Genomic DNA, 25,244 nt, shown 5'->3' with positions numbered 1-25,244 from the left:
AGCTACTTATCGAAAATTTCTGCCTCGTTCTCAAGCTTTTTTCCTGCGCTATTTATGATCACTTACTTACTGTGATTGGTCTTAAATCATCAGATTATTTAATTTGTTAGCGAAAAACGGTTACAATATCGTCTTAACTAAAATAACGTCAGATAGGTTGTTCCAATGAATTTCAGCGCGGTTATCCTCGCGGCGGGTAAAGGCACCCGCATGTACTCAAACACACCAAAGGTGCTGCATACCCTTGCGGGTAAGCCGATGGTTAAACATGTTATCGATACTTGTAACGGCTTGGGTGCACAAAACATCCACCTTGTTTACGGTCACGGTGGCGATCAGATGAAAGCGACTCTTGCTGAAGAACAGGTTAACTGGGCGCTACAAGCGGAGCAACTGGGTACTGGTCACGCAGTCGATCAAGCGTCAGAACACTTTGCTGATGATGAGAAAGTACTGGTTCTTTACGGTGACGTTCCACTGATCTCAGCTGAAACCATTGAAAACTTATTAGATGCACAACCAACTGGCGGCATTGCGCTGCTAACTGTTGTTCTGGATAATCCAACAGGTTACGGCCGTATTATTCGTAAGAATGGTCCAGTGGTTGCTATCGTTGAGCAGAAAGATGCAACAGACGAGCAGAAACTGATTAAAGAGATCAACACCGGCGTTATGGTCGCGACGGGTGGCGATCTTAAGCGTTGGTTGTCTGGCCTGAGCAATGACAATGCACAAGGCGAGTACTACCTGACTGACGTTATCGCAGCGGCTCACGATGAAGGTCGTGCGGTAGAAGCGGTACACCCGAACAGCCCTATCGAAGTTGAAGGGGTTAATGATCGTTCTCAGCTTGCTCGTCTAGAGCGCGCTTACCAAGCTGAGCAAGCAGACAAACTGCTAAAGCAGGGCGTTATGCTACGTGACCCAAGCCGCTTCGACCTACGTGGTGAACTGCAGTGCGGTATGGACGTTGAGATCGATGTTAACGTAATCATCGAAGGTAGCGTAAGCATTGGCGATAACGTGACTATCGGCGCTGGCTGTGTACTGAAAGATTGTGAGATCGACGACAATACTGTGATTCGTCCATACAGCGTAATTGAAGGCGCGACGGTTGGTGAAGACTGTACGGTTGGTCCATTTACTCGTCTACGCCCTGGTGCAGACATGCGTAACGACTCACACGTGGGTAACTTCGTTGAAGTGAAGAATACGCGTCTAGGTGAAGGCTCTAAGGCGAACCACCTGACTTACCTTGGCGATGCAGAGATTGGTCAACGCGTTAACGTTGGTGCCGGTGCTATTACTTGTAACTATGACGGTGCAAACAAGTTCAAGACCATCATTGGCGATGACGTGTTTGTTGGCTCTGATAGTCAGCTGATTGCTCCTGTTACGATTGCTAGTGGTGCGACGGTGGGAGCTGGTTCAACGGTTACTCGTGATGTCGCTGAAAGCGAACTGGTGATCAGCCGTGCTAAAGAGCGCAAGATTGCTAACTGGCAGCGTCCAGTGAAGAAAAAATAGTCACATCGATTATTGAACAATAGATATATGAAAGAGCCAGTTACATGTGTAGCTGGCTCTTTTTATTGTGCGCTGCTCGTAATATCAATCGTCGACTAAAATTGCTCTCTTCAGATTGATAAAATGCTTGATGACTGCGTTAGAACTTTTTGATACCTACTTACAATGGTCCTTCAAAGCTCTGTGGTACTTTTCGCTCTAGGCTTTTATCTATTTCAAATCGCTGATCAGACTAGTCTTGGTTATCTTCTGCCACCACGCGCGAGTTATCTGGCGTAGAGAAGTGTTGAGACAGCTCTTTGTTTGAGAAGATGTAACCAAACCATAAGCCACCTAAACAGATCACGATAGCAACACCGGTCACACTCAATGCTTGGCTTGCCATTGCTGCAACCAGTGCACTCGCTAGGCTGCTGATACAGATCTGTAAGCTGTTCTGTAGGCCTGCAGCTGTCGCTGGGCTCTGTTTAGCAACTGATAACGCACGGTTTACTACGATTGGGTAAAGTGCGCCATTTGCCACTGCAATTAGACAGAATGGTGCGAGCAGTGGCCAGATTGATGTTAGTTCCCACTGTGATGCGATAAAGATAAGCATTGCTGCCACACTGAACAGGCCCACTAAGTTGCGCAGTACTACACCATCACCGTACTTCTTCACTGCTTGCTTACCAAAGTAGCCACCCGCCATAAATGCGATCGTTTGTGGGATGAAGCTCAGGCCAATATCTTTTGCTTCATAACCTAGCTGAGCCATGATTTCTGGCATACCCGTTAGGTAAGCAAAGAAAGCGGCCGATGCTGAAGCGAACATCAGTACATTACCCAAGTAAGGTTTAGATTTAACTAGCGCCTTAATATCAGATTTAATAGAGGTTTGTTTTACCTCTGGTTGTTCTTTTGGTTGAGCCATAGTGGTTGTAACCAATAGTGCGCCCATTAGCGTTAGAGTAATGAAGATGCTGTGCCACCCAAAGTTATCCGCCAGAAGCACACCCAGTTGGGGCGCCAGCGCTGGAGATAGCGCTACCAAAGGCATGATGGTGGCAAAAATTTGTTGGCTGCTGCTTTGTGAATAGCGCTTGATGACCATCGCTTGCCAGATCACAGCAGGAGCACACACACCGATTGCTTGGATAAAGCGCAGTGTCAGTAGTTGCCAAACCTCGGTGCTAAAAGCCAAACCAAATGATGCTGCGGTAAACAGAACTAGACCAACCGCTAGCGTATTGCGGTGACCGTATTTATCACTCGCTAATCCCCATAGCAGTTGACCCATAGCCATACCGCCAAGGAACACAGTAAGAGATAGTGCGATCTGTTCAGGACCGGTTGCGAAATCGATCTCCATCGCCTTAAATGCAGGTAGATACATATCGGTCGCGATAAAACCTAGCATTGAAAGTACTGCAAGGTAGACCAATTGAAATTTAGAAATATTCATAAGATGCCATTACGCTGTTGTAGTGATGTTTTTATCATCAAAAAAATTGTTTGATATACAGGGGTGAAGGTCCCTGTTTATTTATGCTGACATTCTATTTTTCGGATCTGATAAAATAAAACGCTAAAATATGTGGTTATCAATCAAAAAATTTGAAGGCTTATGTTCTCTAAATCATCGTTAGAAATGCTCGATACTGTGGCGAGGTTGGGAAGTTTTACGGCTGCGGCAGAGCAACTGCACAAGGTGCCATCAGCGATCAGCTACGGGGTTCGTCAGATAGAGCAAGAACTTGGTGTGCTGTTGTTTAAGCGCCTGCCGAGAAAGGTTGAGCTGACACCTGCCGGAGAGGTGTTCATCGAAGAGGCACGCTCTCTGTTGCGCCAGATGGAGGAGGTCAGTGCCCAGACTAAGCGAGCAGCCCGAGGTTGGAAAAAGACTCTGCGCTTAACCTTAGACAACGTGGTTAAGCTCGACAAAATGAAACCGATGATTGAAGAGTTTTATGAGACTTTTGATTTTGCTGAACTGCAGATCAACATGGAGGTGTTCAACGGCTCTTGGGAGGCGATCGCTCAAGGGCGTGCCGATATTGTGATTGGTGCTACTTCTGCAATTCCTGTTGGTGGTGACTTTGAAGTCAAAGAGATGGGGACGCTCGATTGGGCGTTTGTTATGTCGCCCAGCCACCCGTGTGTGCGAGAGCAGAACCTTGATGAAACCTTTGTCAGTCAGTTCCCAGCCATCTGTTTAGATGACACCTCGAGCGTGTTGCCCAAGCGTCATACGGGTCACTACTCCAACCAAAGACGCTTGCTACTGCCTAATTGGTACAGTGCTATTGAATGCCTTAAGAATGGAGTGGGGGTCGGCTATATGCCACGCCATATTGCTGCCCCTATCATTGAGCAAGGCTTGCTGGTGGAGAAAATACTGCCGGAGCCGAGCCCTCTTAGTCAGTGCTGTCTTGTGTGGCGCAAAGACGATAATCATAAGTTGATCGAGTGGATGGTGAATTACTTGGGATCCAGTGATCAATTGCATCGAGATTGGCTGGATCATCGCAAGGCGATCTAGTTGAACGATCTTTATAGTTACGATCAAAAAGAGCGAGTCAATGCTCGCTCTTTTTATTAAATAACCACTGTTAGGACAAGAAGAACTTGTAAGAAGGGTTATCGGTTTCATCTTTGCATTGATAGCCAAGTTCACGCAGGTGAGTTGAGAATTGTGCGAGGTCGTCGTCACTCAACTCAAACCCACACAGAACACGACCATAGTCAGCGCCGTGGTTACGGTAGTTAAACAGGCTAATGTTCCAGTGTGTGCCTAGCGTATCGAGGAACTTGATCAGAGCACCTGGGTATTCTGGGAACTCAAAGCTGTACAAGCGCTCTTTCAATGGCTTGGATGGCTTACCACCAATCATATAGCGGATATGCAGCTTCGCCATCTCATCATCTGATAGGTCGACCACCGGATAGCCGCCCTCACGAAGATCAGAGATGATGTTATCGAGCTCTTCCTGACCACCATTGAGACGTACACCGACGAAGATGTTCGCTAGGCTGTCGTCGTTATGACGGTAGTTAAACTCTGTCACAGCACGGCCGCCGATGATATTACAGAACTCGAGGAAAGCGCCTTGGCGTTCTGGAATTGTCACCGCAAGCAAACCCTCGCGCTTCTCACCCAGTTCACAACGCTCTGACACATAGCGCAGACCATGGAAATTGGTATTCGCACCAGACAGTACTGTCGCCAGTTGCTTGTCTTGCAGTTGGTTCTGCTCAGCAAACTTCTTCAAACCAGCCAGAGCAAGAGCACCGGAAGGCTCGGCAATCGCACGAGTATCCTCAAAGATGTCTTTTACTGCTGAGCAGATCTCATCGCTAGAAACGGCAATATGGCCATCGATGTACTGCTGGCATAGGCGGAAGGTCTCTTCACCAATGCGCTTAACTGCAACGCCATCGGCAAACATGCTGACCTGATCCAGTACTACTGGCTCACCGGCATCTAATGCTGCTTTGAGGCAAGAGGAGTCCTCTGGCTCTACCGCGATCACTTTGATTTCTGGCATTAACTGCTTAATCAGCACTGCAACACCAGCGGCTAGACCACCACCACCAACGGGTACAAAGATATAATCAAGATGACCATTCTGTTGCAGCATCTCCATACCCATGGTGCCTTGCCCTGCAATCACTAATGGGTGATCGAAGGGAGGTACAAAGGTATAGCCGTGCTCCGCTGAAAGGCGTTCTGCTTCAGCCTTCGCTTCATCAAAGTTGCTGCCGTGCAGAACCACGTTGCCACCGAAACCACGTACCGCATCCACTTTGATGTCTGGGGTGGTTTTTGGCATCACAATCGTGGTCTGAATGCCTAGCTTAGAGCCAGACAGAGCCATGCCTTGAGCATGGTTACCTGCTGATGCTGCAATCACACCGGCGGCTTTCTGTTGCTCAGAAAGACTGGATACCATGTTATAGGCACCACGCAGCTTGAACGAGTGAACCGGCTGACGGTCTTCACGTTTAAGCTGAACCTGGTTACCGATACGTGCGCTTAGGCGTGGCATCTCTTGCAGCGGTGTAACGATAGCTGCTTCATAAACTGGAGCTCTTAATATCTGGCGCAGGTAGTCTGCACCAGATTGTAAACGGGGCGTTGAGGTGTCATCACTCATAGATTAGCCCTCAAGTTTCGACTTATCGCGCACTGCGCCTTTATCGGCACTGGTTGCCATGCTTGCGTATGCTTTAAGAGCAAATGACACTTCGCGTTGGCGGTCTGCTGGTTTCCAGCCAAGCTCATCCTGTTTCGCACGACGAGCAGCAAGCTCTTCTTCTGGAACGTCTAGTGAGATAGAACGGCTCGGGATATCGATAGTGATGATATCGCCATCTTGAACAAGGCCAATAGTACCGCCACTTGCTGCTTCTGGAGAGGCGTGACCAATAGATAGACCAGACGTACCACCAGAGAAACGACCGTCCGTTAGCAGTGCACAAGATTTGCCTAGGCCCATAGACTTCAGGTAAGTCGTTGGGTACAGCATCTCTTGCATACCAGGGCCACCTTTGGGACCTTCGTAACGGATTACAACCACTTCACCCGCTTTCACTTTGCCACCTAGGATACCTTCTACCGCTGTATCTTGGCTTTCGAATACGATCGCTGGACCTTGGAACTTAAGGTTCTCTTCATCCACACCTGCCGTCTTAACGATACAACCGTCAACCGCGATGTTTCCAGATAGAACGGCTAGGCCACCCTCTTGGCTAAATGCGTTCTCTTTAGAGCGGATACAACCATCGGTGCGGTCGTCATCTAGGCGGTCCCAGCGGCAGTCTTGAGAGAAAGCTTGAGTGGTACGGATACCTGCAGGGCCTGCACGGAAGAACTTGAGAACGTCTTCGTTCTCAGTTTGCATGATGTCGTATTCAGCAAGCTGTTGCTGCATTGTCATGCCAAGAACAGTACTTGTGGAACCATTGAGTAGGCCTGCGCGGTCTAGCTCACCCAGAATCGCCATCACACCACCGGCGCGGTGTACGTCTTCCATGTGGTACTTCTGGGTTGATGGTGCCACTTTACATAGGTGAGGAACGCGACGTGACATCTCATCGATGTCATTCATATCAAAGTCGATCTCACCTTCTTGTGCTGCTGCTAGCAGGTGAAGAACCGTGTTACTAGAACCACCCATTGCGATATCGAGTGCCATCGCGTTCTCAAAGGCTGCGCGGTTGGCGATGTTGCGCGGTAGTGCTGATTCATCACCTTGGTCGTAGTAGCGCTTAGTCAATTCAACAACACGCTTACCAGCGTTGATGAATAGCTGCTCACGGTCAGCGTGGGTCGCTAGCATAGAGCCGTTACCTGGCTGAGATAGACCTAGTGCTTCAGTCAGACAGTTCATTGAGTTTGCTGTGAACATGCCCGAGCAAGAGCCACAAGTTGGACAAGCTGAACGCTCGATCTGCTCACTCTGCTCATCTGAAACCGTTGGATCGGCACCTTGGATCATCGCATCAACAAGGTCTAGCTTGATGAGCTGATCAGAAAGTTTGGTTTTACCCGCTTCCATAGGGCCACCTGAAACAAAGATCACTGGGATGTTGAGGCGCATCGCGGCCATCATCATTCCTGGAGTGATTTTGTCACAGTTGGAGATACACACCATCGCATCGGCACAGTGTGCATTGACCATGTACTCTACAGAGTCCGCGATCAATTCACGTGAAGGCAGCGAGTACAGCATGCCGCCGTGACCCATCGCGATGCCATCATCGACGGCAATGGTATTGAATTCTTTAGCGATACCGCCTGCTTTTTCAATTTCACCCGCGACCAACTGACCCATATCTTTAAGGTGAACGTGGCCTGGAACAAACTGAGTGAATGAGTTTACAACTGCGATGATTGGCTTACCGAAGTCATCATCTTTTACACCCGTTGCACGCCAGAGGGCACGAGCACCCGCCATGTTGCGGCCGTGAGTTGTAGTTGCGCTGCGATATTTGATTTTTGGAGCCGAAGACATTTGCTACTTCCTTATAAATTACTGAGCTGAAGGTGCTTGTTCTGGGTAAACGTAATCCAACCAGCCCCACTTATCTTCTGTGGTGCCGTTGAACAGGCCAAAGTACAGGTCTTGCATGACTTTGGTGATTGGGCCGCGTTTACCACAACCGACTTCAATCTTATCAACTGTACGTACTGGCACGATCTCGGCTGCTGTACCTGTCATGAATATTTCATCCGCTAGGTAAAGCGCTTCACGTGCAATATTGGCTTCACGTACTTCATAGCCGCGATCACGGGCTAGAGTCATGATGCTGTCGCGTGTAATACCAGGCAGGATTGCGCTGGTTGCTGGTGGCGTTGTGATTACGCCGTCTTTCACGACAAAGATGTTCTCACCGGCACCTTCTGACAGGTAACCATCAACACTCAGTGCGATACCTTCATCGTAACCGTGACGACGAGCTTCACCACCAACCAGTAGTGATGATAGGTAGTTACCACCCGCTTTTGCTGCGGTTGGGATGGTATTAGGTGCTGCGCGATTCCAGCTTGAAATCATCGCATCTACGCCGTTTTCTAGTGCTTCTTCACCTAGGTACGAACCCCATGGGAAGGCGGCGATGATTAGGTCCATCTCAGTATTTTCTGGAGGACATACACCCAGGCCAACATTACCGACAAAACCAAGAGGGCGGATGTAGGCAGACTCCAGCTTGTTTTGACGCAGTGTTTCGCGTGTAGCTTCCATGATCTCCTCTTCCGTGTAAGGAATAGGGAAGCGGTAGATCTTGGCTGAGTCTTTTAGGCGCTTCGCGTGTTCTGGGTGACGGAAAATGATTGGGCCATTTGGCGTGTTGTAGCAACGAACCCCTTCAAATACTGAAGTGCCGTAGTGCATAGCATGAGTTAAGACGTGAACGTTCGCCTCAGCCCAAGGAACCATCTCGCCATTAAACCAAATGTAGTCTGCTGTTTTTGCTGTCATGTTTGCGCTTCCTTATGCACCAATCTTTTGTTGTAAGTTATTGTTTGGTAGTTCGTTACGGCTAATGGAAATCACATCTACAGTGCGTACATCCCATAGCTTTTCAATCTGATTAACCAAGAAAGAGATAGGGCGGTCGCTATCAACGATGATCTCAACACTCGCGATTTTGCTCTCATGGTTCTGCGTACCGGCAACCTGCTTAACGATGAAACCACGGTGACGAATAACACGAAGAACACGCTCTAATAGTACCGGCTTATCGTCGGCTTTGATGTCTAATAAATATCTTTCCATGTTACGTGTTCTCCAACATATCACTGTTTGATGCACCAGGTGGTACAAGTGGCCATACGTTCTCTTCCTCATCGATCAGGACATGCAGAAGGTACGCCGTTTTGCTCTCAAGCATCTCTTTGATGGCTGGCTCAACTTCTTCCTTCTTGGTGATGGTTTTGCCCGGAATATCGAAGGCTTTCGCGAGCATTACGAAATCAGGGTTGTCATCTAGGATGGTTTCACTGTGGCGACCATCGAAGAACAGCGATTGCCATTGACGAACCATACCAAGGCGCGAGTTGTTAAGTAGCACCATCTTCACTGGGATCTGGCGACGTTTAAGTGTCCCAAGCTCTTGAACATTCATCATGAATGAACCATCACCTGAGATAAGGATTGATTGATCATCTGGGCGAGCAACGGCTGCTCCCATCGCTGCAGGCAAACCAAAGCCCATGGTGCCTAAGCCAGCTGAGGTGATAAAGTTCTGCGGCTGACGAGGTTGAATGTGCTGCGCAGCCCACATCTGATGTTGACCAACGTCGGTCGAGACAATTGAGCTATCCGGCATCATGTCTGAAAGTTGCTTAAGCAGCAGTGGTGCGAAGATTAGTTCACCAGGGTGGTCATAGCGCCACTTAAATGTGCTGCGTAGGCTCTCGGAGTGGTGAACCCAAGGACTGATGTCTTGAGTCAGCTCTAACTGAGGAAGAATGGTGTTGATGTCACCACGCAGTGGAGCGTGAGCATGGCGAAGTTTGTGGATCTCTGCCGCATCGATATCGATGTGGATGACTTTTGCATGAGGAGCAAAGGTATCCAGTTTGCCCGTTACTCGGTCATCAAAGCGTGCGCCGACTACGATCAGTAGATCGGATTCTTGAACGACTAAGTTAGCCGCTTTGGTGCCGTGCATACCTAACATACCTAGGTAGTGAGGGTCATCACGCTCGATAGTACCCAAGCCTTTCAATGTGCTGACTGCTGGCATTGGGTTAAGACGCAAGAACTCACGTACAGAATCGGTTGCCTTTGCCAGTTGAACGCCACCACCCACATAAAGAACAGGGCGGGTGGCTTGAGAAAGGACTTGTTGTGCTGTCTCGATCGCTTCTTGTGGTGCTACAGGTATCGTTGGTGGTGTGAAAGAAGGAAGAACTTCTACCGGAGCTTCTGCAAGTTGGACATCTTTGGCGATATCAACAATAACTGGGCCGGGACGACCGGTTTTAGCCACTTCAAAGGCTTCTGCTAAGGTTGGAGCGAGGTCTTCAATGTCAGTAACTAGGTAGCTGTGCTTGGTACAAGAGAGAGACATACCGATCACATCCATTTCTTGGAAGGCATCAGTACCAATGTGGGAGCTAGCGACTTGGCCAGTAATGGCGACGAGGGGGATTGAGTCCATAAATGCATCGGCAAGGCCGGTGACTAGGTTAGTGGCGCCTGGACCAGAGGTCGCCATACATACTGCAACATCCTGAGTGGCTCTCGCCATTCCTATGGCGGCCATTGCAGCACCTTGTTCATGACGACATAAGATGTGTTCCACACCACCGTCGTACAATGCATCGTAGATTGGCATTATGGCACCACCTGGATAACCAAATACGGTGTCTATACCCTGCTGCTTCAAAGCGGATACGACTAATTCTGCACCTTTCATCGTAAATCCCCCTGGTTACCGGTATTTTGGTAACTATTTCTTTTGTTGCTGCACATCGTGTGCTCCCATTCTTCCTGTCTATCGGCGTAGCCGAAAATGCTTCAAAATATAAAAATCGAATCTATAAATTAGAAAAAACCCCCGGACTTGTCAGTGCGGGGGTTTTAAAAATCTGTGGCTATTTTTTATCCACACGCCCCCGCGTCGTCATAATAATGACCACGATAATCAGGTTAATCAGTGCGTATAGGCGTGTGTTTAGTGTCATAAAATTCGAGCTTTCTCGTCGATTGTCGTATGTAAAACCATCTATCTCTAGTGTTATCACAGAAAACTGTTTCATGACAAGCAAAATGTCATTCTTTTTTCACATTAAAAACTAATTCCACCAAGCTATATAACAACCTTATAGCTTTGGTGAGGAAAGAATACCCAGGCTGAATACTTTTAAATCAATAACAAAGGAAAGCTATGGGACTCGCAATTATTCATAGTCGCGCCAGCGTCGGTGTGGAAGCGCCTGCGGTCACCGTTGAGGTTCATATCAGCAACGGAATGCCAGGGTTCTCTTTGGTTGGCTTACCAGAGACAACGGTCAAAGAGTCGAAAGATCGCGTGCGCAGTGCAATCATCAATTCACGCTTTGAATTTCCGGCTAAACGTATCACAGTCAACCTTGCTCCTGCTGATCTTCCGAAAGAGGGAGGGCGGTTCGATCTGCCGATCGCTCTGGGTATCTTAGTCGCTTCTGAGCAGTTGCCAGAAAGTAAAGTATTGAGTCATGAGTTTATTGGTGAGCTCGCTCTGTCTGGCGAGTTGCGCACCGTCAAAGGAGTATTACCCGCAACATTAGCGTGTGATAAGGCAAGTCGTGCGCTGGTGGTTCCGCATGATAACGGTGAGCAAGCGGCTTTGGTTGGGCAGGGGGAACATAAATCTGCTCAGACATTATTGGAGGTCTGCGGCTACCTTTGTGGTCAGAATACATTAGATCTAAACGATGTATCTGAGCTGCGACATCAACCACATACCACTCGAGATCTGCAAGACATTATTGGTCAGCAGCAAGGTAAACGAGCGTTAGAGATCGCGGCGGCTGGCAATCATAACTTACTGTTTTTAGGTCCACCCGGTACGGGCAAGACCATGCTTGCCTCACGCCTTTGTGATTTATTGCCTGAGATGAGTGATGACGAAGCGATGGAGACGGCTTCTGTGGCGTCACTCACTCAGCAGGAGATCAATCAATACAACTGGAAGCAGCGTCCCTTTCGTTCTCCACACCATTCAAGCTCTATGGCGGCACTGGTTGGCGGTGGTTCTGTGCCAAGGCCGGGAGAAATATCGCTGGCTCACAATGGACTGCTGTTCCTCGATGAGATGCCTGAGTTTGAAAGGAAGGTGCTCGACTCATTGCGAGAGCCGTTAGAGTCTGGAGAGATCATCATTTCACGAGCTGCGGGCAAAACCCGTTTCCCTGCTCGGTTTCAATTGGTTGGTGCCCTCAATCCAAGCCCAACGGGCTACTATGAGGGCAATCAAGCGCGTGCAAACCCACAGATTATTTTGCGTTATTTGAACCGGTTATCAGGGCCGCTGTTAGATCGCTTTGATATGTCATTGGAGATCCCGCTACTACCCAAAGGCATGCTCGCCGAGGGGGGCGATCGAGGAGAAGGGACACAGGTCGTTAAGCAGCGTGTGGTTGACGCAAGGTCTACCATGGTCGAGCGCGGAGGAAAGCCCAATGCACTCTTGACCAGTCGTGAAATTGAAAAGTATTGCCCACTCGATAAGCAAGATGCTCAATTCTTAGAGACGGCGCTGCATCGGCTTGGATTATCAATTCGTGCTTATCATCGCATCATCAAGGTTGCTCGCACCATTGCAGATCTTGAAGGGAGTGAGCAGATTCAAAAGAAACACCTCTCAGAGGCGTTGGGGTATCGAGCAATGGACAGATTATTGAAGCAGTTGACGGCACAAGCGGTATAGCCAACAAATGCGGCTATACCTATGTGCTGGAATTAAAACTTGTAGTTCATACCAACTGAAACGATGTATTGGGACTCATCGTAGAAGGTAATGTTGGAATTGCTAGTGCCGTAGCCTGCTAATGAAATGAATGACCAGTTATCCCAGTTCATGAATTTGTCATATTCATAAGCGGCAAACAGGTTGATGTTGTCATCACTGCGAACCGTGTTGTTGAACAAAGAACTACCGGCATCGTAATCACGTTGATTATAACCTGCTGTTAACGCGTATTGGTGACGGCCAACTGATCCAAATAGGCTGACCTCAGCTCCGAGTTGGTCATAAGATTCGGCACTGCCATCGGCATCGCGAGACTGATAGATGATGGATGGTACTAGCATCAAACTGCGGCTCAGAGGCTGTCGATATTGGCCTTTCAAATAGAAGGTATCCGCATCACGCTTAAGTTCATCAGGAACATTATCTTGTTCAACATCTTTGGTGGCGTAGGCCATATCCAGTGAGAATGGTGAGCCAGCAATGCTGCTCAACTTCAAACGAAAGGCGTGGCCCTTCTCGTCAGTTTTCGAACGAGGGCCTGTGGTGTTGTATGGGTCAGCCCAGGTTTCACCGGACATGATGGTTGGTAGGATTGACGCATCAATCACCATTCCAGATTGCAGCTGATATTTGTAGCCCACTTCAAGTACAGCTGTACCTGTTGCGATATCGTCACGAGCGGTCCCTGTATAAACTTGATGATTTAAGCGTTCACCAAAGGTGTAAGCAACGCTGCCCAGTGGAGCGACTAAGAAAGAGCTTTCTGAAGACGCTTTCTTGTCCGTCGACGTGATGTTGTTATCGCCGTCGGTATTGAAGTTTGACGTAGAGGAGGTGATCCCAGCATTCAGGGAAATTTCACCGCTGATGCCTTGCTCGTCGGCAAGCTTGGCAAAGGCAGGGGTAGCAGCAATGCTCAAAGCTAAAAATGTGATTTTTAATTTCATTTGCGGGGCTCCTTGCCCAACCTGTTAGTGATTAATGAAAAGCGATGAATAGTCCAGATACTAAAAGGTTCCTGATTAATTTTTTATCAATGATGCTTTTTGAGCATAGCAAAGAAAAAGGAAGCCGAAGCTCCCTTTTATCAATGAGTTATTTCTTCAATAAGAAATTAACCAGTGCAAAATATTCATCAAGAGACTTGATACCTTGCGCATCGACTAGGTAACGGTTGTTAACCACAACGGCTGGTACGCCCGAAAGGCCGCTGTCTTTGAATGCTTTATCGAAGCGACGAACCATAGAGTCAACCGCAAAGCCTTTATAGGCTGCATCAAATTTCTTCGCATCAACACCCTCGTCTAGGAAGATTTGACGTAGCTCTTCTTCATCGCGAGGTGGCTTGTTCATGTTGTGAATGCGGTTAAACATTACAGGCACCATCTTATCTTCTACTTTTAGAGCGATCATGGTTGCGTAAGCTTTGCTCATTGGCTTGCCCATGGCGCCGCCCATGAAAGATACGTGGTTCTTCTGCAGCTTAACGCCTTCAGGAAGCTGTTTTTTTAGCTGCTGAATGATAGGTTCAAAGCTATTACAGTGTGGACAGTAGAATGAGAAGAACTCAGTAACAACTGGCTTTTTAGAAGGCTCTAGGTCTAGAACCTTGTAGTGTTCACCTTCGTTAAATTGCGCCGCATGAGCCGATAAGCTCAGCATAACCAATGAGAAAAATGCGAATAGCTTTTTCATTTATTCAATCTCCATTATGTTTGAATTTTTTGTTTGCTATCAGTGTTGCCTTACCACTGAGGCATTAACGAAAGTGGTGGCTCCTGTAGGGTAGCAATCTGCTCTTTACAAGCAAGTACTTGTTGCTCCCAGTATTTCGGGTCATTAAACCATGGAAATGCAATCGGGAAAGCAGGGTCTTGCCATCGCTTTGCTAACCATGCCATGTAATGCACCATACGTAGACCGCGCAGTGGCTCAATTAGTTTCAACTCTGCGCTGTTAAAGTCACAAAACTCTTGATAGGCCTCTAATAAGATATCGAGTTGCATCAGTTTATCTTGGCGTTCACCGTTGAGTAGCATCCATAGGTCTTGGATGGCGGGGCCATTGCGTGCATCATCAAGGTCGACGAACATCGGCCCGTCACGCCACAAAATATTACCAGGGTGGCAATCGCCATGCAGACGAATAATTTTACTTGATTCAGACCACTGCTCTTCTAGTGCTTTGATCAAGATATCTAGATCATTGAAGAATGCTGATTCGAGATGTGCAGGGATAAAGCTTGAATTCTCAAGGATTTTGCGTGGTTGATGCAGATACTCGTCGAGACTAATAGTCGGACGGTGCTGAAATAGCTTTTCCGAGCTCGCTTTATGAATACGCCCGAGAAAGCGACCGACGCCTTCCAGTTGGTCGAGGTTATCCACTTCGTACTGACGCCCTCCAACACTATCAAACAGCGCAAATAGATAGCCTTGATACTCATGCAGGGTTTGACCATTGATCTTAATCGGTGGTGCAACCGGAATCTCTTGTTCAATCAAGTCGAGTGCGAAATCATGCTCTTCTTGGATCTGTTCTTTAGTCCAGCGCTGCGGGCGATAGAACTTCACCACGTAGCGCTTGCGGTCCTCATCGCTAAATTGATAGACACGGTTTTCGTAGCTATTGAGCGCCAATAGGCCAGACTCGGCGCGAACGCCGATGCTTTCTAGCGCATACCACATGAAATCAGGCGTCAGGTTATCAAAGTTAAAAGCTTGTTCGGTCATAAGAATAAAAAAGGCTCATTACTGAGCCTTTTTCCATTGATTGGTTGAAATACCGAGCGGTGAACCGCTAGATATTAGAGCTTCTTGATAAAGCGGCTTTCAACTTCTATCGTAAACTCTTCATTGTTCGAGAGTATAAACTGAATTGTCGAAACTGGTGAGCTGAGTTTTTCTGGATCGGCTCCCAAGCTGATCGGCAGATTAAGCACTTCACCTGGATCTACAGCAACGGTCTGCTTACCGTACCAGATCGCCTCTGGTAGCCCACTTACACTTAAATCATACTCTTGAACTTGCTGAGTTTTGTTGATGATTTTGAGGGTGTAAGTGTTTTCAACAAAGCCCTGAGTGTTGATTCTGAACAGTTGGTTTCGGTCACGAAGCACGGTTAAACCCGCAGGGTCAACACTTGCGACCTGAACAAAGAACAAGCCAATCATCAGTAGCAACACGCCGCCGTAACCCAACAGCTTAGGTCGCATTACCTTAGTATTGTGGCCTTCTAGACGATGTTCCGTGGTGTAGTTGATCAGGCCTTTCTCGTAGCCCATGCGATCCATCGTTTGGTCACAAGCATCGATACAAGCGCCACAGTTAATACATTCATATTGCAGGCCATCCCGGATATCGATACCGGTCGGACAGACCTGCACACATAAATTACAGTCGATACAGTCACCTAAGCCCAGCGCTTTAGGATCGGCTTTGCGTGAACGAGGACCACGGTTTTCACCACGCTCAGTATCGTAGCCAACAATGAAGGTATCCTTATCAAACATCGCAGATTGGAAACGTGCGTACGGACACATGTGCACACAAACGATCGAACGCATCCAACCTGCATTGGCGTAGGTGCAGCCAGCGAAGAACAGAACCCAAAACACCGGCCAGAATGACGCATCGAAGGTAAAGAAACCAACCACCAGCTCTTTGACAGGAATAAAGTAGCCAACAAAGGTGAGGCCGGTTGCCAAGGCGATTGCCCACCAAGCAATGTGCTTAATCGTTTTGCGTAGTATCAGGTTCGGTGTCAGCTTACCTGAATCTTGCTTTCTACGCTTATTGGCTGAACCTTCTAATTTCTCTTCAAACCAGATGTACATAAAGGTCCAAACGGTTTGTGGACATAGGTAACCACACCAAACACGGCCTAAAAAGGTGGTAATAAAGAACAGACCAAAAGCAGCGATCATGAACAAAATCGCCAACAGGGTTAGGTCCTGAGGGTAGAGCGTGGTGCCGAAGAAATTAAACTGCTGATTACCAATATCGAGCAGTATTGCTTGTCGCTCTCCAAACGGTATCCACGGGATTAGCGCGAACAGAAGCAGTAGGAACCAGCCACCATAGCGGCGCAGCTGCTGGAATTTACCTTTGCTTTCACGCACGTAGATGCGGTTATTGGGGTTAAATCGATCTCCATTACCTTTATGTGTCTTGGGATTAAAGGTTTTAGGAGTCACATCTTTGATATCGATTTTATCCTGACTCATGGACTATCCTTTTGATGGTATAGGTACCCTTTCTTAGTGTGGGCACTTTATGACATTGCTTTTATTGAACTCTGCGGGAGAATCTTGCATACCGTAGCTTTGGTATATCACCGGACCCTATACACGCTACTCTTATTTTAGAAGATTCTTATGGGAGGCGATTATAGCGACAATACTGTTCTCATTTCTTTAACGCTATCAACCTTTAGCAACAAAACTCATAACAGTTGTGACGAAAAAATAGCGAACAGAAACAAAAAAGCGACCGCATGGCCGCCTTTAAATTGGTTGAGCTGAAACTGAGTTGAATTAGATGATGCCGCGGGCTTTTAGAATTGCGGTCTTGAAGTCGTCTTCCTGGTCTTTTTTTAGACCTGGGATCATCTCGTCTTTTTTGGCTGTTACGCATCTTGAGGTGGTAGATAAGCACATCATCGGTGAGATCTTCCAGTTTACCTTGGTAGCCCGCTTCTTTAGATAGCTTGATGATGAATTCAAGTAGATTTAACTCTTGGTCTTTCTGCCACTCAGGCTCCATTAGCTCGATCAGCTCTTCAATGCGATGGCATTTCATTTTCTATTCTCCACAAATTTTATAATGATTTGCAGTAAAGGTATCAAATCGGATACGGAATACCAATCCAACAGGCAAGAAAAAAGCGCAGTAAAAACTGCGCTTTTTGTTATGCAGCTTTAATGACTTTTGAAGAGCTAGACGTAAGCAGAGCAGTCTTTTCGACAAGAGTCATTGTTGGAGCCACGTTCTTAGCCGTTGGAGCAGCTACAAAGCCACTACGACGACGCATCGCACTACGGTTGGTGTGCGAAAACCTGACAGCTGTTGGTCGCATTGAGTTACCTAACGGTCAGGCATATCCATTGCCAATTTAATGGCCTGATCCAAAATGAGCTGCGCTTTAATTGCTTAAAGTTGGGCTCGTCTGGCTTTCGCCAATCCAATCATGAATCAGGATAATGATATGCGTGCATATCAATAACAGACTATCATCATCTGGTTGAACGATCGATGCTTGTTGGAAAAATTGCCGCCAATAACGGCTAAAATTGTGTGAGCAGTATATTTGAGTTTGAACCTCTTTCAGGCTTAAGATGGTGCTTTAAAGGAGGTGCATATGTCGTTCTTAAAGAAAACGCTAGCAAGTTTTGGTATTGGATCGGCGAAGGTAGATTCGGTACTCCAACAAGAAGTGCTTTACCCTGGCCGTAAAGCCAACATTATTGTGCACGTTTACGGTGGCTCCCAACCTCAAGAGATCGATAACATCGACCTCAACTTGTGCTGCCGTTACATCAAGGAAGTTCCAATTAACCCCGATAAACAAGATAGAGGTCAGACGCGTCGCGTCCATCAAACGTATTCATTGGCGAAGTGGAGCCTGCCTTATGCCTTCACTATTGAGCCAGGTGAAACTCGTGACTTTGAGTGTGAGTTTGATGTACCGCTCAATACGCCGGTGACTATTGGTGATGCGAAAGTGTGGCTGGAAACCGGGTTAGACATCGCGATGGCTATCGACCCATCTGATAAAGATGTACTCACGGTACGTCCTGACGAGCTGCTCGATGGTATCTTTAATGAGCTTGAGGCACAGGGCTTACGCATTCGACAAGTCGAGTGTGAGGCGGTGGATGGCTTTGAGTTGCCGTTTGTTCAAGAGTTCGAGTTTGTACCAACGACAGGGCCTTACCATGGTCGTTGGCGTGAGCTAGAAGTTGTGGCCCATCGCGATGAGCAAGAGCTGAAAATGTGGTTTGAAATAGACCGCAATCGTGATGGTGCTAAAGGCATGTTAGCGAGCCTGCTTGGTGTCGGTAAGCTCAAACGCCAGCTAAGCATTCCTCTTGATACCTCGCCACAACAGGCGGGTGAGATGGTGATTGAGTATTTGGAGAGTGTCTCTTAGTCTCTCAATCCGATGATGATACGGCCCATAAAATTTAAGCTTACACGTGTAAGCTTAATGTGTAATACTAGAGTAAATGTTCGGTTACGCTAGTAGGGTGCCCATGTCTGAAGCCAAAGTCAGTGAATACAGTGAAATAGAAGAGAGAGCCAACGCGATCACACACGGTCTGGGTGTGGTGTTAGGGATTGTTGGCTTAATCTTATTGCTCATCAAAGCCAATCAATTTGATGCTGACTCACTAACCGTAGCGAGCATGGCAGCCTACGGCAGTAGTATTATCTTACTGTTTCTGGCCTCAACCTTATATCATTCAATCACCACCGCGAAAACTAAGCGCTTGCTGAAAACCCTCGATCACTGCGCGATCTATTTGCTGATAGCAGGCAGTTATACTCCCTTCTTACTGGTCAGTTTAAGAACTCCGTTGGCCTTTGGCTTAATGGGCGTAATATGGGCGATAGCCTTAGTCGGTATCGTGATGAAAATTGCCTTTGTGTATCGCTTTAAGCGCTTGTCGTTAGTCACGTACCTAGCAATGGGATGGTTGTCGCTGATAGTGATTTATCAGCTAGCAAAGAGTGTGGAGTTGGGAGGTTTGATCCTGCTGGCTGTTGGCGGAATCATCTACTCTTTAGGAGTGATTTTCTATGTCGCTAAGCGCATCCCATACAACCATGCCATTTGGCATCTCTTTGTATTGGCAGGGTGCGCCTGTCATTTCTTTGCGATCTATCTATACGTTACGCCAGTTTAGCGAGCCAGAACCTCAATCACTTCTGCTTGGAGTTGGTATTGGTCCTGTTTTTCTACTGCTAGTTTAATCGATTTGCCTTCGGCACTGCTTTGTGGACGAAGGTAAGTTTCGGCCATACGCTTAATCGATTTCCAAGTATCTATTTGTTGCTCTGCTAACAGCTCTCCTGCTGTCGAGAGCACTTTAACCTTCAGTGAAACAAAGATGATTGGCTGGGTACCTTGGTTAGTGATCGCCGTTGGAATGACGAGTTTACCATCCTGATAGCTTGCTGTGCCCAATAGGATATCGACCCCAGACTTAGATAGTTGCAGGCTTGGTTTAGTATCGTTGAGCTTAATCGTGGTACTAGTAACGGTGGTCGCAACAGGAATCGCCGCGATGCTTGGCTTCGCAGGTACGCCCGAAGCCGTGACTTCAGATTCAACAACTTTGGTCGTCACATACTCCCATGTAAAGTCATCTTTAAGATTCACTTGTTTACCATCGGGTAGGGTGATCAGTTGATCGGCGAATGCAGTGCCGCTGAGTAGTGCGCTAGCCATCAATAGGTAAGATCGCATAGTGTTTTCCTTTTTAATGCTTAATTAACGACGCCAGAAAGCTGGGAAGAAGAGTACCAACAGGGTCAGAATTTCCAATCTTCCCATCAGCATGCCAAAGCTTAGCAGCCACTTAGCGGCATCTGGCAGAGGCGCAAAGTTTCCAGTTGGACCAATCACGCTACCCATGCCTGGGCCAACGTTGGCAACCGCAGTGATCGCGCCAGAAATGCTGGTGATGGGATCGAGCCCCATCGCACTTAATCCGCCGGCAATTAAGATAATAGTAATAAAGAACATCAAACCAAAAGCGACGAGAGAACGTACGATATCGTCGTTAACTGGGCGTTGGTTGTAACGTTGAACAAACACACCTGAAGGGTGGATCAGCTTCATCATCTGTTTGTGTAATAGTGTCATCGCGATCTGGAAGCGGAAGATTTTGATGCCGCCTGAAGTTGAACCGGAACAAGCCCCAGCCATCATTAAGAAGGCAAACAGAGTTGTTGGTAGAGTGCCCCAAGCGGTAAAGTCTTCCAACCCAAAACCGGTAGTTGTGACCACTGAGACGATATTGAACATTGAGACGCGTAGCGCATCCATCATGGTGTATCCATCACGAATAACTAGCCACATTGAAATTACAACACTTGAAGCCAGAAACAGGTAAGTAAAGCCTCGAACCTGAGCATCTTTGTAAAGTGGGTCCAGTTTGCGTCCACGCAGAGCACTGACAAACAGCAGGAAAGGCATGCCGCCTAGGAACATGAATAGGGTACCAACCCAGTGTGCACTGTTTGAGAAATGGTTCATCGAGCCGTCAGAGGTTGAGTAACCACCTGTCGAAAGCGTGGTAAAGGCGTGATTAATGGCGTCAAACATACCCATGCCAGCAAAGAGGTAGCTGATAAAGCACAACCCGGTAAGAACCAGATAGACAGCCACAATGTTCTTGGCCACGGTTTTTGCACGTGGGCTGCTCTTATCTGACCAATCTGAAGATTCAGTCTGGAACAGGCGCATACCACCGACGTTGAGCATTGGTAGTACGGCTACTGCCATGACGATAAAGCCTACTCCACCAAGCCATTGCAATATAGATCGCCACAGCAAGATGCTTGGTGCCATGCTATCCAATCCACTGAGTACCGTTGAGCCGGTAGTGGTAATCCCCGACATGGTCTCAAAGTAGGCATCGGTAAAGCTAATATGGTTGATGAATACAAACGGCAGTGCGGCAAATGCACTGGCGATTGTCCATACCAATGAGGTTATGAGGAACATGTCCCGCACGCCAAGTCTGAAGTGAGCAGTGCGACCAAGACTCAGGCAGATGAAGGCGATCACATGGGTGATCACTACTGATTGACCAAACTCTAGAAAGCCACCTGTCCCTGTAAAAAAAGCAACCAGAGTCGGCACATACATAAACAGGGCAAGCTTTGATAGCACTAACCCTATAACTAACAGAATGGGGCGTAAATTAACCATGATGTTTTACAGGTGCGCGCTTACAGGAAGAACGGACTCGGTTGGAATAGCGATTCGACGTCTGGAACGTATTTTTTATCAACTAAGAACATCACCACGTGATCATCCTGCTCAATCACAGTTCTATCGTGGGCAATCAGTACTTCTTCACCACGAACAATCGCACCAATGGTGGTGCCCGGTGGCAGTTTAATATCACCAATTGCTCGGCCCACAACCTTAGAGGTGGTTTCATCACCGTGGGCGATTGCTTCAATCGCTTCTGCAGCACCGCGTCGTAGAGACGACACGTTGACGATATCGGCACGGCGCACGTGAGTCAGTAACGCAGAAATGGTCGCTTGTTGTGGCGATATTGCAATATCAATCACACCGCCTTGTACGAGGTCGACATAGGCACCACGCTGAATCAGTACCATTACCTTTTTAGCGCCCATGCGCTTGGCCAGCATCGCTGACATGATGTTGGTTTCATCTTCATTGGTCAGCGCGATGAACACGTCTACTTGGTCGATGTTCTCTTCGGTCAGCAGCTCTTGGTCTGCCGCATCACCACAGAATACGATGGTGTTCTCAAGCTCTTCAGAGAGTTTCTCGGCACGGGTGTAGCTGCGCTCAATTAGTTTGATGCTGTAGCTCTGTTCAAGGCGTTTAGCTAAGCTGGCACCGATGTTACCACCACCAACAATCATCACACGGCGGTAAGGCTTTTCAAGGCGCTGCAGCTCACTCATCACCGAGCGGATGTGGTTACTTGCCGCGACGAAGAATACTTCATCATCGGCTTCAATGATGGTGGTGCCTTGAGGTCGAATTGGACGCCCTTGACGGAAAATAGCGGCTACACGAGTATCGATGTGCGGCATGTGTTCACGTAGAGCCGATAGCGCATTACCGACAAGAGGACCACCGTAGTAGGCTTTTACTGCCACTAGGCTTACCTTTTGCTCGGCAAAGCTGACTACTTGAAGTGCACCTGGATACTGGATCAGGCGTTCAATGTAGCTGGTCACTAGCTCTTCTGGCGCGATCAGGTGATCAACCGGAATCGCACCAGATTTAAATAGGGCTTCTTTTTCTTCTAGATATTCAGGGGAGCGGATACGTGCAATTCGGTTAGGTGTATTAAATAGAGAAAAGGCGACCTGACACGCGGCCATGTTGGTTTCATCCATATTGGTTACTGCAACCAACATGTCTGCATCTTGAGCCCCCGCTTCACGCAGGGTATTAGGGTGGCTAGCGTAGCCATTGACTACCCTAAGGTCATATTTGTCTTGAAGTTCACGCAGTCGGTCACCATCGCGGTCGACAATCGTGATGTCATTGTTTTCACCTACTAAGTTCTCAGCAAGGGTGCCGCCTACTTGTCCTGCACCTAGGATAATGATCTTCATAGCCTTTCTCTTATTATTTGTTATCTAACGTCTTGATGGTGATACATCATAACGAAACAGCGGCTAAGAACCTCTTCTTAGCCGCTGCATAATTACGCTTGTTTTACTAACACTGCGTAGTAGAAACCATCCATATCTTCTTCACCAGGTAAAATTTGACGACCTGGTTGTTCGATATCGGAGCCGACAAGAGTTGCGTTACTTGTGCGCTCAAGGAACGCTTTTACTTGCAGCACGTTTTCTTGTGGTGTGATTGAGCAAGTCGCATACACCATAGTGCCACCAGGCTTCAGTTGCCCCCACATCGCATCCATAATTTCACTTTGCAGTTCTGCTAGAGCCTCAATATCAGAAGCTCGACGCAGCCACTTGATATCAGGGTGACGACGAATAACGCCCGTTGCCGAACATGGTGCATCAAGTAGGATACGGTCAAACTGTTCACCACTCCACCACTCTTGTGGGTAGCGTGCATCACCACAGATTACGTCGGCACGCAGTTGAAGGCGCTCTAGGTTGTCGTAAACGCGGTCTAGGCGTTTAGCATCAGCATCGATCGCAACCACTTCAGTATCGTTAGTGTGCTCAAGGATGTGTGCTGTTTTACCACCTGGTGCAGCGCAGCAGTCTAGGATTAGTTCACCATCTTTGGGTGTCAGGTAATCAACCGACAGTTGCGCTGCGGCATCTTGTACCGATACCCAACCTTTATCAAAGCCAGGCAGTAGAGTGACATCGCAAGGTGCAGATAATTTTATGGCATCTGCTGCTTGTGAGTGCAGGGTGTATTCAATGTTTTCGTTTTTAAGTAGCTCGGCATACTCATCACGAGTGTGGTGCTGACGGTTTACACGTAGCCACATTGGAGCCTTGCTGTTGTTCGCTTCTACAAGTTGCTCCCACTGATCTGGGTAGCTCTCTTGTAGCATTTTTAGGATCCAGCTTGGGTGTCCGTATTTGCCAGCGTTGTGGCTCGTCGCCGCCTCATCCAATGCTTCTTGGTCGCGTAAGTAGTTACGCAATACCGCATTGATCAGGCCGCTAAGGTTTTGTCCACGCAGTGTTTTGGTTGCTTCAACTGTTTCACCGACCGCTGCGTGCGAAGGAATACGCATGAAGCTCAGCTGGTAAATACCAACCAGAATTAGGTGATGAAAAACACGTTTCTTGCCCTTTAATGGATTATCCATCAATTGATTGGCGATAGATTCTAGGCGAGGTAGATAGCGTAGAGCGCCGTAACATATCTCTTGCAGTAGAGCATGGTCTCGCGGGCGGATTGTTTTCTGAGCCGCAGGTAGAGCGTGTGAAAGAGAGTGGCCTTTATCGACAACTTGGAATAGGACATTGGCAGCAGCAGCGCGAACATTCATGGGGAATACCGACTATTTTATTGAATACATGAGGGCATCTCTGCCCTCGTAAAGGTTGTAGACTGTGTTACTTACAGTCGTGCAAGGGTTAGACGAGCAGTGTGCCCACTTCAAACCAGCTTGCTCTTGAGTTCAAGATATCTTGAACCGACATGGCTTTCTTGCCCGGAACTTGTAGCTGTTCTAGCACAAGAACACCTTGCCCTGTCGCTACGTAGATACCGGTTTTGTCAGCTTGTAGAATCGTACCTGCTGGCTTGTCTGACGTTTGTTCAGCCACTCGGCTTTGCCATACTTTGATACTGTTCTCAGCTGCTTCAAAATGACTCATTGGCCAAGGGTTGAAGGCACGTACACAACGCTCAATATGAGCCGCGTCGTCACTCCAGTTGATGCGCGCTTCTTCTTTGCTGAGTTTCTTCGCGTAGTTAGCGAGCTCGTCGTTTTGTTTTTCAGCGACAGCTGTGCCGGCTGCGATATCCGCTAAGCAGTCAACTAGCGCGTCTGGACCTAGGCCAGCTAGCTTCTCATACATAGATGCGCTAGTGTCTGTTGCTTCAATTGGTAGAGTCGCAATTTTTAGCATATCGCCAGTATCTAGACCAATATCCATCTGCATGATGGTCACACCTGTCTCTGCATCACCCGCCCAGATAGAGCGTTGAATTGGAGCTGCGCCACGCCAGCGTGGCAGGATAGAGCCATGGACGTTGATACAACCTAAGCGAGGGGTATCAAGCACTGCTTGAGGTAGTAACAAACCGTAAGCGACCACTACCATGATATCGGCATTGAGGTCAGCTAACTCTTGTTTAGCTTCATCCGACTTGAAGTTTTCCGGCTGGTAAACAGGGATATCATTTTCAACAGCAATGTTCTTTACTGGACTCGCCGTGAGTTTTTTACCGCGACCTGCAGGGCGATCGGGTTGCGTGTATACCGCAATAACTTCATGCTCCGAAGACAACAACGCCGCCAAGTGACGGGCGGCGAAATCCGGAGTACCTGCGAAGACAATTCTTAAAGACTGACTCAAGGTAGGCTTCCTTCTTATTAGGTT

Annotated in this window: 21 protein-coding genes and 1 pseudogene; 5 read left to right on the top strand and 17 right to left on the bottom strand. The window is 47.8% G+C overall.

The window, feature by feature from the left end; translation table 11 throughout:
* Positions 1-165 precede the first annotated feature (165 nt).
* Positions 166-1,527 carry a bifunctional UDP-N-acetylglucosamine diphosphorylase/glucosamine-1-phosphate N-acetyltransferase GlmU gene (gene glmU, locus AC6I7V_RS13900; protein WP_255229561.1) on the top strand — a complete coding sequence of 454 codons (1,362 nt, stop codon included), beginning with the start codon at positions 166-168 and terminating at the stop codon, positions 1,525-1,527.
* Between the two features lie 232 nt (positions 1,528-1,759).
* Here the strand turns inward: glmU and punC are convergent, their stop codons facing one another.
* Positions 1,760-2,971, bottom strand: a complete 1,212-nt coding sequence (gene punC, locus AC6I7V_RS13895) for a purine nucleoside transporter PunC (RefSeq protein ID WP_498011059.1) — start codon at positions 2,969-2,971, stop codon at positions 1,760-1,762.
* Positions 2,972-3,133: 162 nt separating this feature from the next.
* Between punC and punR the strand changes: the two genes are divergently transcribed.
* Positions 3,134-4,048: a DNA-binding transcriptional activator PunR gene (gene punR / locus AC6I7V_RS13890; protein WP_255229563.1), complete on the top strand. Its 915-nt coding sequence runs from the start codon at positions 3,134-3,136 to the stop codon at positions 4,046-4,048.
* 70 nt (positions 4,049-4,118) lie between these two features.
* On the opposite strand, the gene ilvA is transcribed toward punR, so the two are convergent.
* The 5 genes from ilvA to ilvG are packed head-to-tail and all read right to left on the bottom strand — an operon-like array spanning position 4,119 to position 10,437.
* Positions 4,119-5,663, bottom strand: coding sequence for a threonine ammonia-lyase, biosynthetic (gene ilvA / locus AC6I7V_RS13885; protein WP_255229564.1), 1,545 nt, complete (start codon positions 5,661-5,663; stop codon positions 4,119-4,121).
* 3 nt (positions 5,664-5,666) lie between these two features.
* A complete protein-coding gene (gene ilvD, locus AC6I7V_RS13880; RefSeq protein WP_150896020.1) occupies positions 5,667-7,523 on the bottom strand; it encodes a dihydroxy-acid dehydratase in 1,857 nt (618 codons plus the stop codon).
* Positions 7,524-7,541: 18 nt separating this feature from the next.
* Complete coding sequence (locus AC6I7V_RS13875; RefSeq protein WP_255229565.1) at positions 7,542-8,492, bottom strand: branched-chain amino acid transaminase; 951 nt, start codon at positions 8,490-8,492, stop codon at positions 7,542-7,544.
* Between the two features lie 12 nt (positions 8,493-8,504).
* Positions 8,505-8,789, bottom strand: coding sequence for an acetolactate synthase 2 small subunit (ilvM, locus tag AC6I7V_RS13870; RefSeq protein WP_032548651.1), 285 nt, complete (start codon positions 8,787-8,789; stop codon positions 8,505-8,507).
* A gap of 1 nt (position 8,790) precedes the next feature.
* Positions 8,791-10,437, bottom strand: coding sequence for an acetolactate synthase 2 catalytic subunit (ilvG, locus tag AC6I7V_RS13865; protein ID WP_498011058.1), 1,647 nt, complete (start codon positions 10,435-10,437; stop codon positions 8,791-8,793).
* Between the two features lie 471 nt (positions 10,438-10,908).
* Here ilvG and AC6I7V_RS13860 point away from each other — a divergent pair, with 471 nt between their 5' ends.
* Positions 10,909-12,432 carry a YifB family Mg chelatase-like AAA ATPase gene (locus tag AC6I7V_RS13860; protein WP_498011057.1) on the top strand — a complete coding sequence of 508 codons (1,524 nt, stop codon included), beginning with the start codon at positions 10,909-10,911 and terminating at the stop codon, positions 12,430-12,432.
* A gap of 32 nt (positions 12,433-12,464) precedes the next feature.
* Here AC6I7V_RS13860 and AC6I7V_RS13855 read toward each other — a convergent pair whose 3' ends face one another.
* The 6 genes and pseudogenes from AC6I7V_RS13855 to AC6I7V_RS13830 form a co-directional block, all read right to left on the bottom strand.
* The gene (locus tag AC6I7V_RS13855; RefSeq protein ID WP_498011056.1) at positions 12,465-13,421 is read right to left on the bottom strand and encodes a DUF2860 domain-containing protein; all 957 of its coding nucleotides are present in this window, start codon (positions 13,419-13,421) and stop codon (positions 12,465-12,467) included.
* Between the two features lie 148 nt (positions 13,422-13,569).
* Entirely contained in the window at positions 13,570-14,169 is a 600-nt protein-coding gene (locus AC6I7V_RS13850) for a thiol:disulfide interchange protein DsbA/DsbL (RefSeq protein ID WP_261882296.1), read from the bottom strand.
* A 50-nt stretch (positions 14,170-14,219) separates the two neighbouring features.
* Positions 14,220-15,206, bottom strand: a complete 987-nt coding sequence (locus AC6I7V_RS13845) for a serine/threonine protein kinase (protein ID WP_498011055.1) — start codon at positions 15,204-15,206, stop codon at positions 14,220-14,222.
* Between the two features lie 74 nt (positions 15,207-15,280).
* Positions 15,281-16,699 (bottom strand): cytochrome c oxidase accessory protein CcoG, encoded by a 1,419-nt coding sequence (gene ccoG / locus AC6I7V_RS13840; protein ID WP_255229571.1) that lies wholly within the window; start codon positions 16,697-16,699, stop codon positions 15,281-15,283.
* Positions 16,700-17,008: 309 nt separating this feature from the next.
* Positions 17,009-17,273 (bottom strand): annotated as a pseudogene (locus AC6I7V_RS13835) (YihD family protein).
* 109 nt (positions 17,274-17,382) lie between these two features.
* Positions 17,383-17,550, bottom strand: coding sequence for a hypothetical protein (locus AC6I7V_RS13830; protein WP_261882293.1), 168 nt, complete (start codon positions 17,548-17,550; stop codon positions 17,383-17,385).
* A 282-nt stretch (positions 17,551-17,832) separates the two neighbouring features.
* Here AC6I7V_RS13830 and AC6I7V_RS13825 point away from each other — a divergent pair, with 282 nt between their 5' ends.
* Both AC6I7V_RS13825 and trhA read left to right on the top strand, forming a co-directional pair.
* Complete coding sequence (locus AC6I7V_RS13825; protein ID WP_152469486.1) at positions 17,833-18,624, top strand: sporulation protein; 792 nt, start codon at positions 17,833-17,835, stop codon at positions 18,622-18,624.
* A gap of 103 nt (positions 18,625-18,727) precedes the next feature.
* Positions 18,728-19,381 carry a PAQR family membrane homeostasis protein TrhA gene (trhA, locus tag AC6I7V_RS13820; RefSeq protein WP_152469485.1) on the top strand — a complete coding sequence of 218 codons (654 nt, stop codon included), beginning with the start codon at positions 18,728-18,730 and terminating at the stop codon, positions 19,379-19,381.
* Here trhA and AC6I7V_RS13815 read toward each other — a convergent pair.
* From AC6I7V_RS13815 to fmt, 5 genes are all read right to left on the bottom strand, one after another.
* The gene (locus AC6I7V_RS13815; protein WP_498011054.1) at positions 19,378-19,944 is read right to left on the bottom strand and encodes a DUF3157 family protein; all 567 of its coding nucleotides are present in this window, start codon (positions 19,942-19,944) and stop codon (positions 19,378-19,380) included. The two genes, trhA and AC6I7V_RS13815, sit on opposite strands and share 4 nt — an antisense overlap.
* Before the next feature lie 24 nt (positions 19,945-19,968).
* Positions 19,969-21,414 carry a TrkH family potassium uptake protein gene (locus AC6I7V_RS13810; RefSeq protein WP_498011053.1) on the bottom strand — a complete coding sequence of 482 codons (1,446 nt, stop codon included), beginning with the start codon at positions 21,412-21,414 and terminating at the stop codon, positions 19,969-19,971.
* 20 nt (positions 21,415-21,434) lie between these two features.
* Positions 21,435-22,811: a Trk system potassium transporter TrkA gene (gene trkA, locus AC6I7V_RS13805; protein ID WP_032548662.1), complete on the bottom strand. Its 1,377-nt coding sequence runs from the start codon at positions 22,809-22,811 to the stop codon at positions 21,435-21,437.
* Between the two features lie 92 nt (positions 22,812-22,903).
* Positions 22,904-24,184, bottom strand: coding sequence for a 16S rRNA (cytosine(967)-C(5))-methyltransferase RsmB (gene rsmB, locus AC6I7V_RS13800; RefSeq protein ID WP_261882289.1), 1,281 nt, complete (start codon positions 24,182-24,184; stop codon positions 22,904-22,906).
* 88 nt (positions 24,185-24,272) lie between these two features.
* Positions 24,273-25,220 carry a methionyl-tRNA formyltransferase gene (fmt, locus tag AC6I7V_RS13795; RefSeq protein ID WP_498011052.1) on the bottom strand — a complete coding sequence of 316 codons (948 nt, stop codon included), beginning with the start codon at positions 25,218-25,220 and terminating at the stop codon, positions 24,273-24,275.
* Positions 25,221-25,244: the final 24 nt, after the last annotated feature.

The organism is Vibrio sp. KUL70 (assembly GCF_059725515.1).
The sequence above is the reverse complement of the archived record's forward strand: the minus strand, read 5'-3'. Positions and strand labels throughout refer to the sequence as shown.

Bases quoted from the DNA above. Each gene is read 5' to 3' on its own strand.
- punR (WP_255229563.1), top strand. From the start codon at position 3,134: ATGTTCTCTAAATCATCGTTAGAAATGCTCGATACTGTGGCGAGGTTG.
- AC6I7V_RS13850 (WP_261882296.1), bottom strand. From the start codon at position 14,169: ATGAAAAAGCTATTCGCATTTTTCTCATTGGTTATGCTGAGCTTATCG.
- rsmB (WP_261882289.1), bottom strand. From the start codon at position 24,184: ATGAATGTTCGCGCTGCTGCTGCCAATGTCCTATTCCAAGTTGTCGAT.
- AC6I7V_RS13810 (WP_498011053.1), bottom strand. From the start codon at position 21,414: ATGGTTAATTTACGCCCCATTCTGTTAGTTATAGGGTTAGTGCTATCA.
- ilvG (WP_498011058.1), bottom strand. From the start codon at position 10,437: ATGAAAGGTGCAGAATTAGTCGTATCCGCTTTGAAGCAGCAGGGTATA.
- trhA (WP_152469485.1), top strand. From the start codon at position 18,728: ATGTCTGAAGCCAAAGTCAGTGAATACAGTGAAATAGAAGAGAGAGCC.
- ccoG (WP_255229571.1), bottom strand. From the start codon at position 16,699: ATGAGTCAGGATAAAATCGATATCAAAGATGTGACTCCTAAAACCTTT.
- AC6I7V_RS13855 (WP_498011056.1), bottom strand. From the start codon at position 13,421: ATGAAATTAAAAATCACATTTTTAGCTTTGAGCATTGCTGCTACCCCT.
- AC6I7V_RS13815 (WP_498011054.1), bottom strand. From the start codon at position 19,944: ATGCGATCTTACCTATTGATGGCTAGCGCACTACTCAGCGGCACTGCA.
- AC6I7V_RS13825 (WP_152469486.1), top strand. From the start codon at position 17,833: ATGTCGTTCTTAAAGAAAACGCTAGCAAGTTTTGGTATTGGATCGGCG.
- AC6I7V_RS13860 (WP_498011057.1), top strand. From the start codon at position 10,909: ATGGGACTCGCAATTATTCATAGTCGCGCCAGCGTCGGTGTGGAAGCG.
- AC6I7V_RS13845 (WP_498011055.1), bottom strand. From the start codon at position 15,206: ATGACCGAACAAGCTTTTAACTTTGATAACCTGACGCCTGATTTCATG.
- punC (WP_498011059.1), bottom strand. From the start codon at position 2,971: ATGAATATTTCTAAATTTCAATTGGTCTACCTTGCAGTACTTTCAATG.
- AC6I7V_RS13830 (WP_261882293.1), bottom strand. From the start codon at position 17,550: ATGCGACCAACAGCTGTCAGGTTTTCGCACACCAACCGTAGTGCGATG.
- ilvD (WP_150896020.1), bottom strand. From the start codon at position 7,523: ATGTCTTCGGCTCCAAAAATCAAATATCGCAGCGCAACTACAACTCAC.
- trkA (WP_032548662.1), bottom strand. From the start codon at position 22,811: ATGAAGATCATTATCCTAGGTGCAGGACAAGTAGGCGGCACCCTTGCT.
- ilvA (WP_255229564.1), bottom strand. From the start codon at position 5,663: ATGAGTGATGACACCTCAACGCCCCGTTTACAATCTGGTGCAGACTAC.
- ilvM (WP_032548651.1), bottom strand. From the start codon at position 8,789: ATGGAAAGATATTTATTAGACATCAAAGCCGACGATAAGCCGGTACTA.
- glmU (WP_255229561.1), top strand. From the start codon at position 166: ATGAATTTCAGCGCGGTTATCCTCGCGGCGGGTAAAGGCACCCGCATG.
- AC6I7V_RS13875 (WP_255229565.1), bottom strand. From the start codon at position 8,492: ATGACAGCAAAAACAGCAGACTACATTTGGTTTAATGGCGAGATGGTT.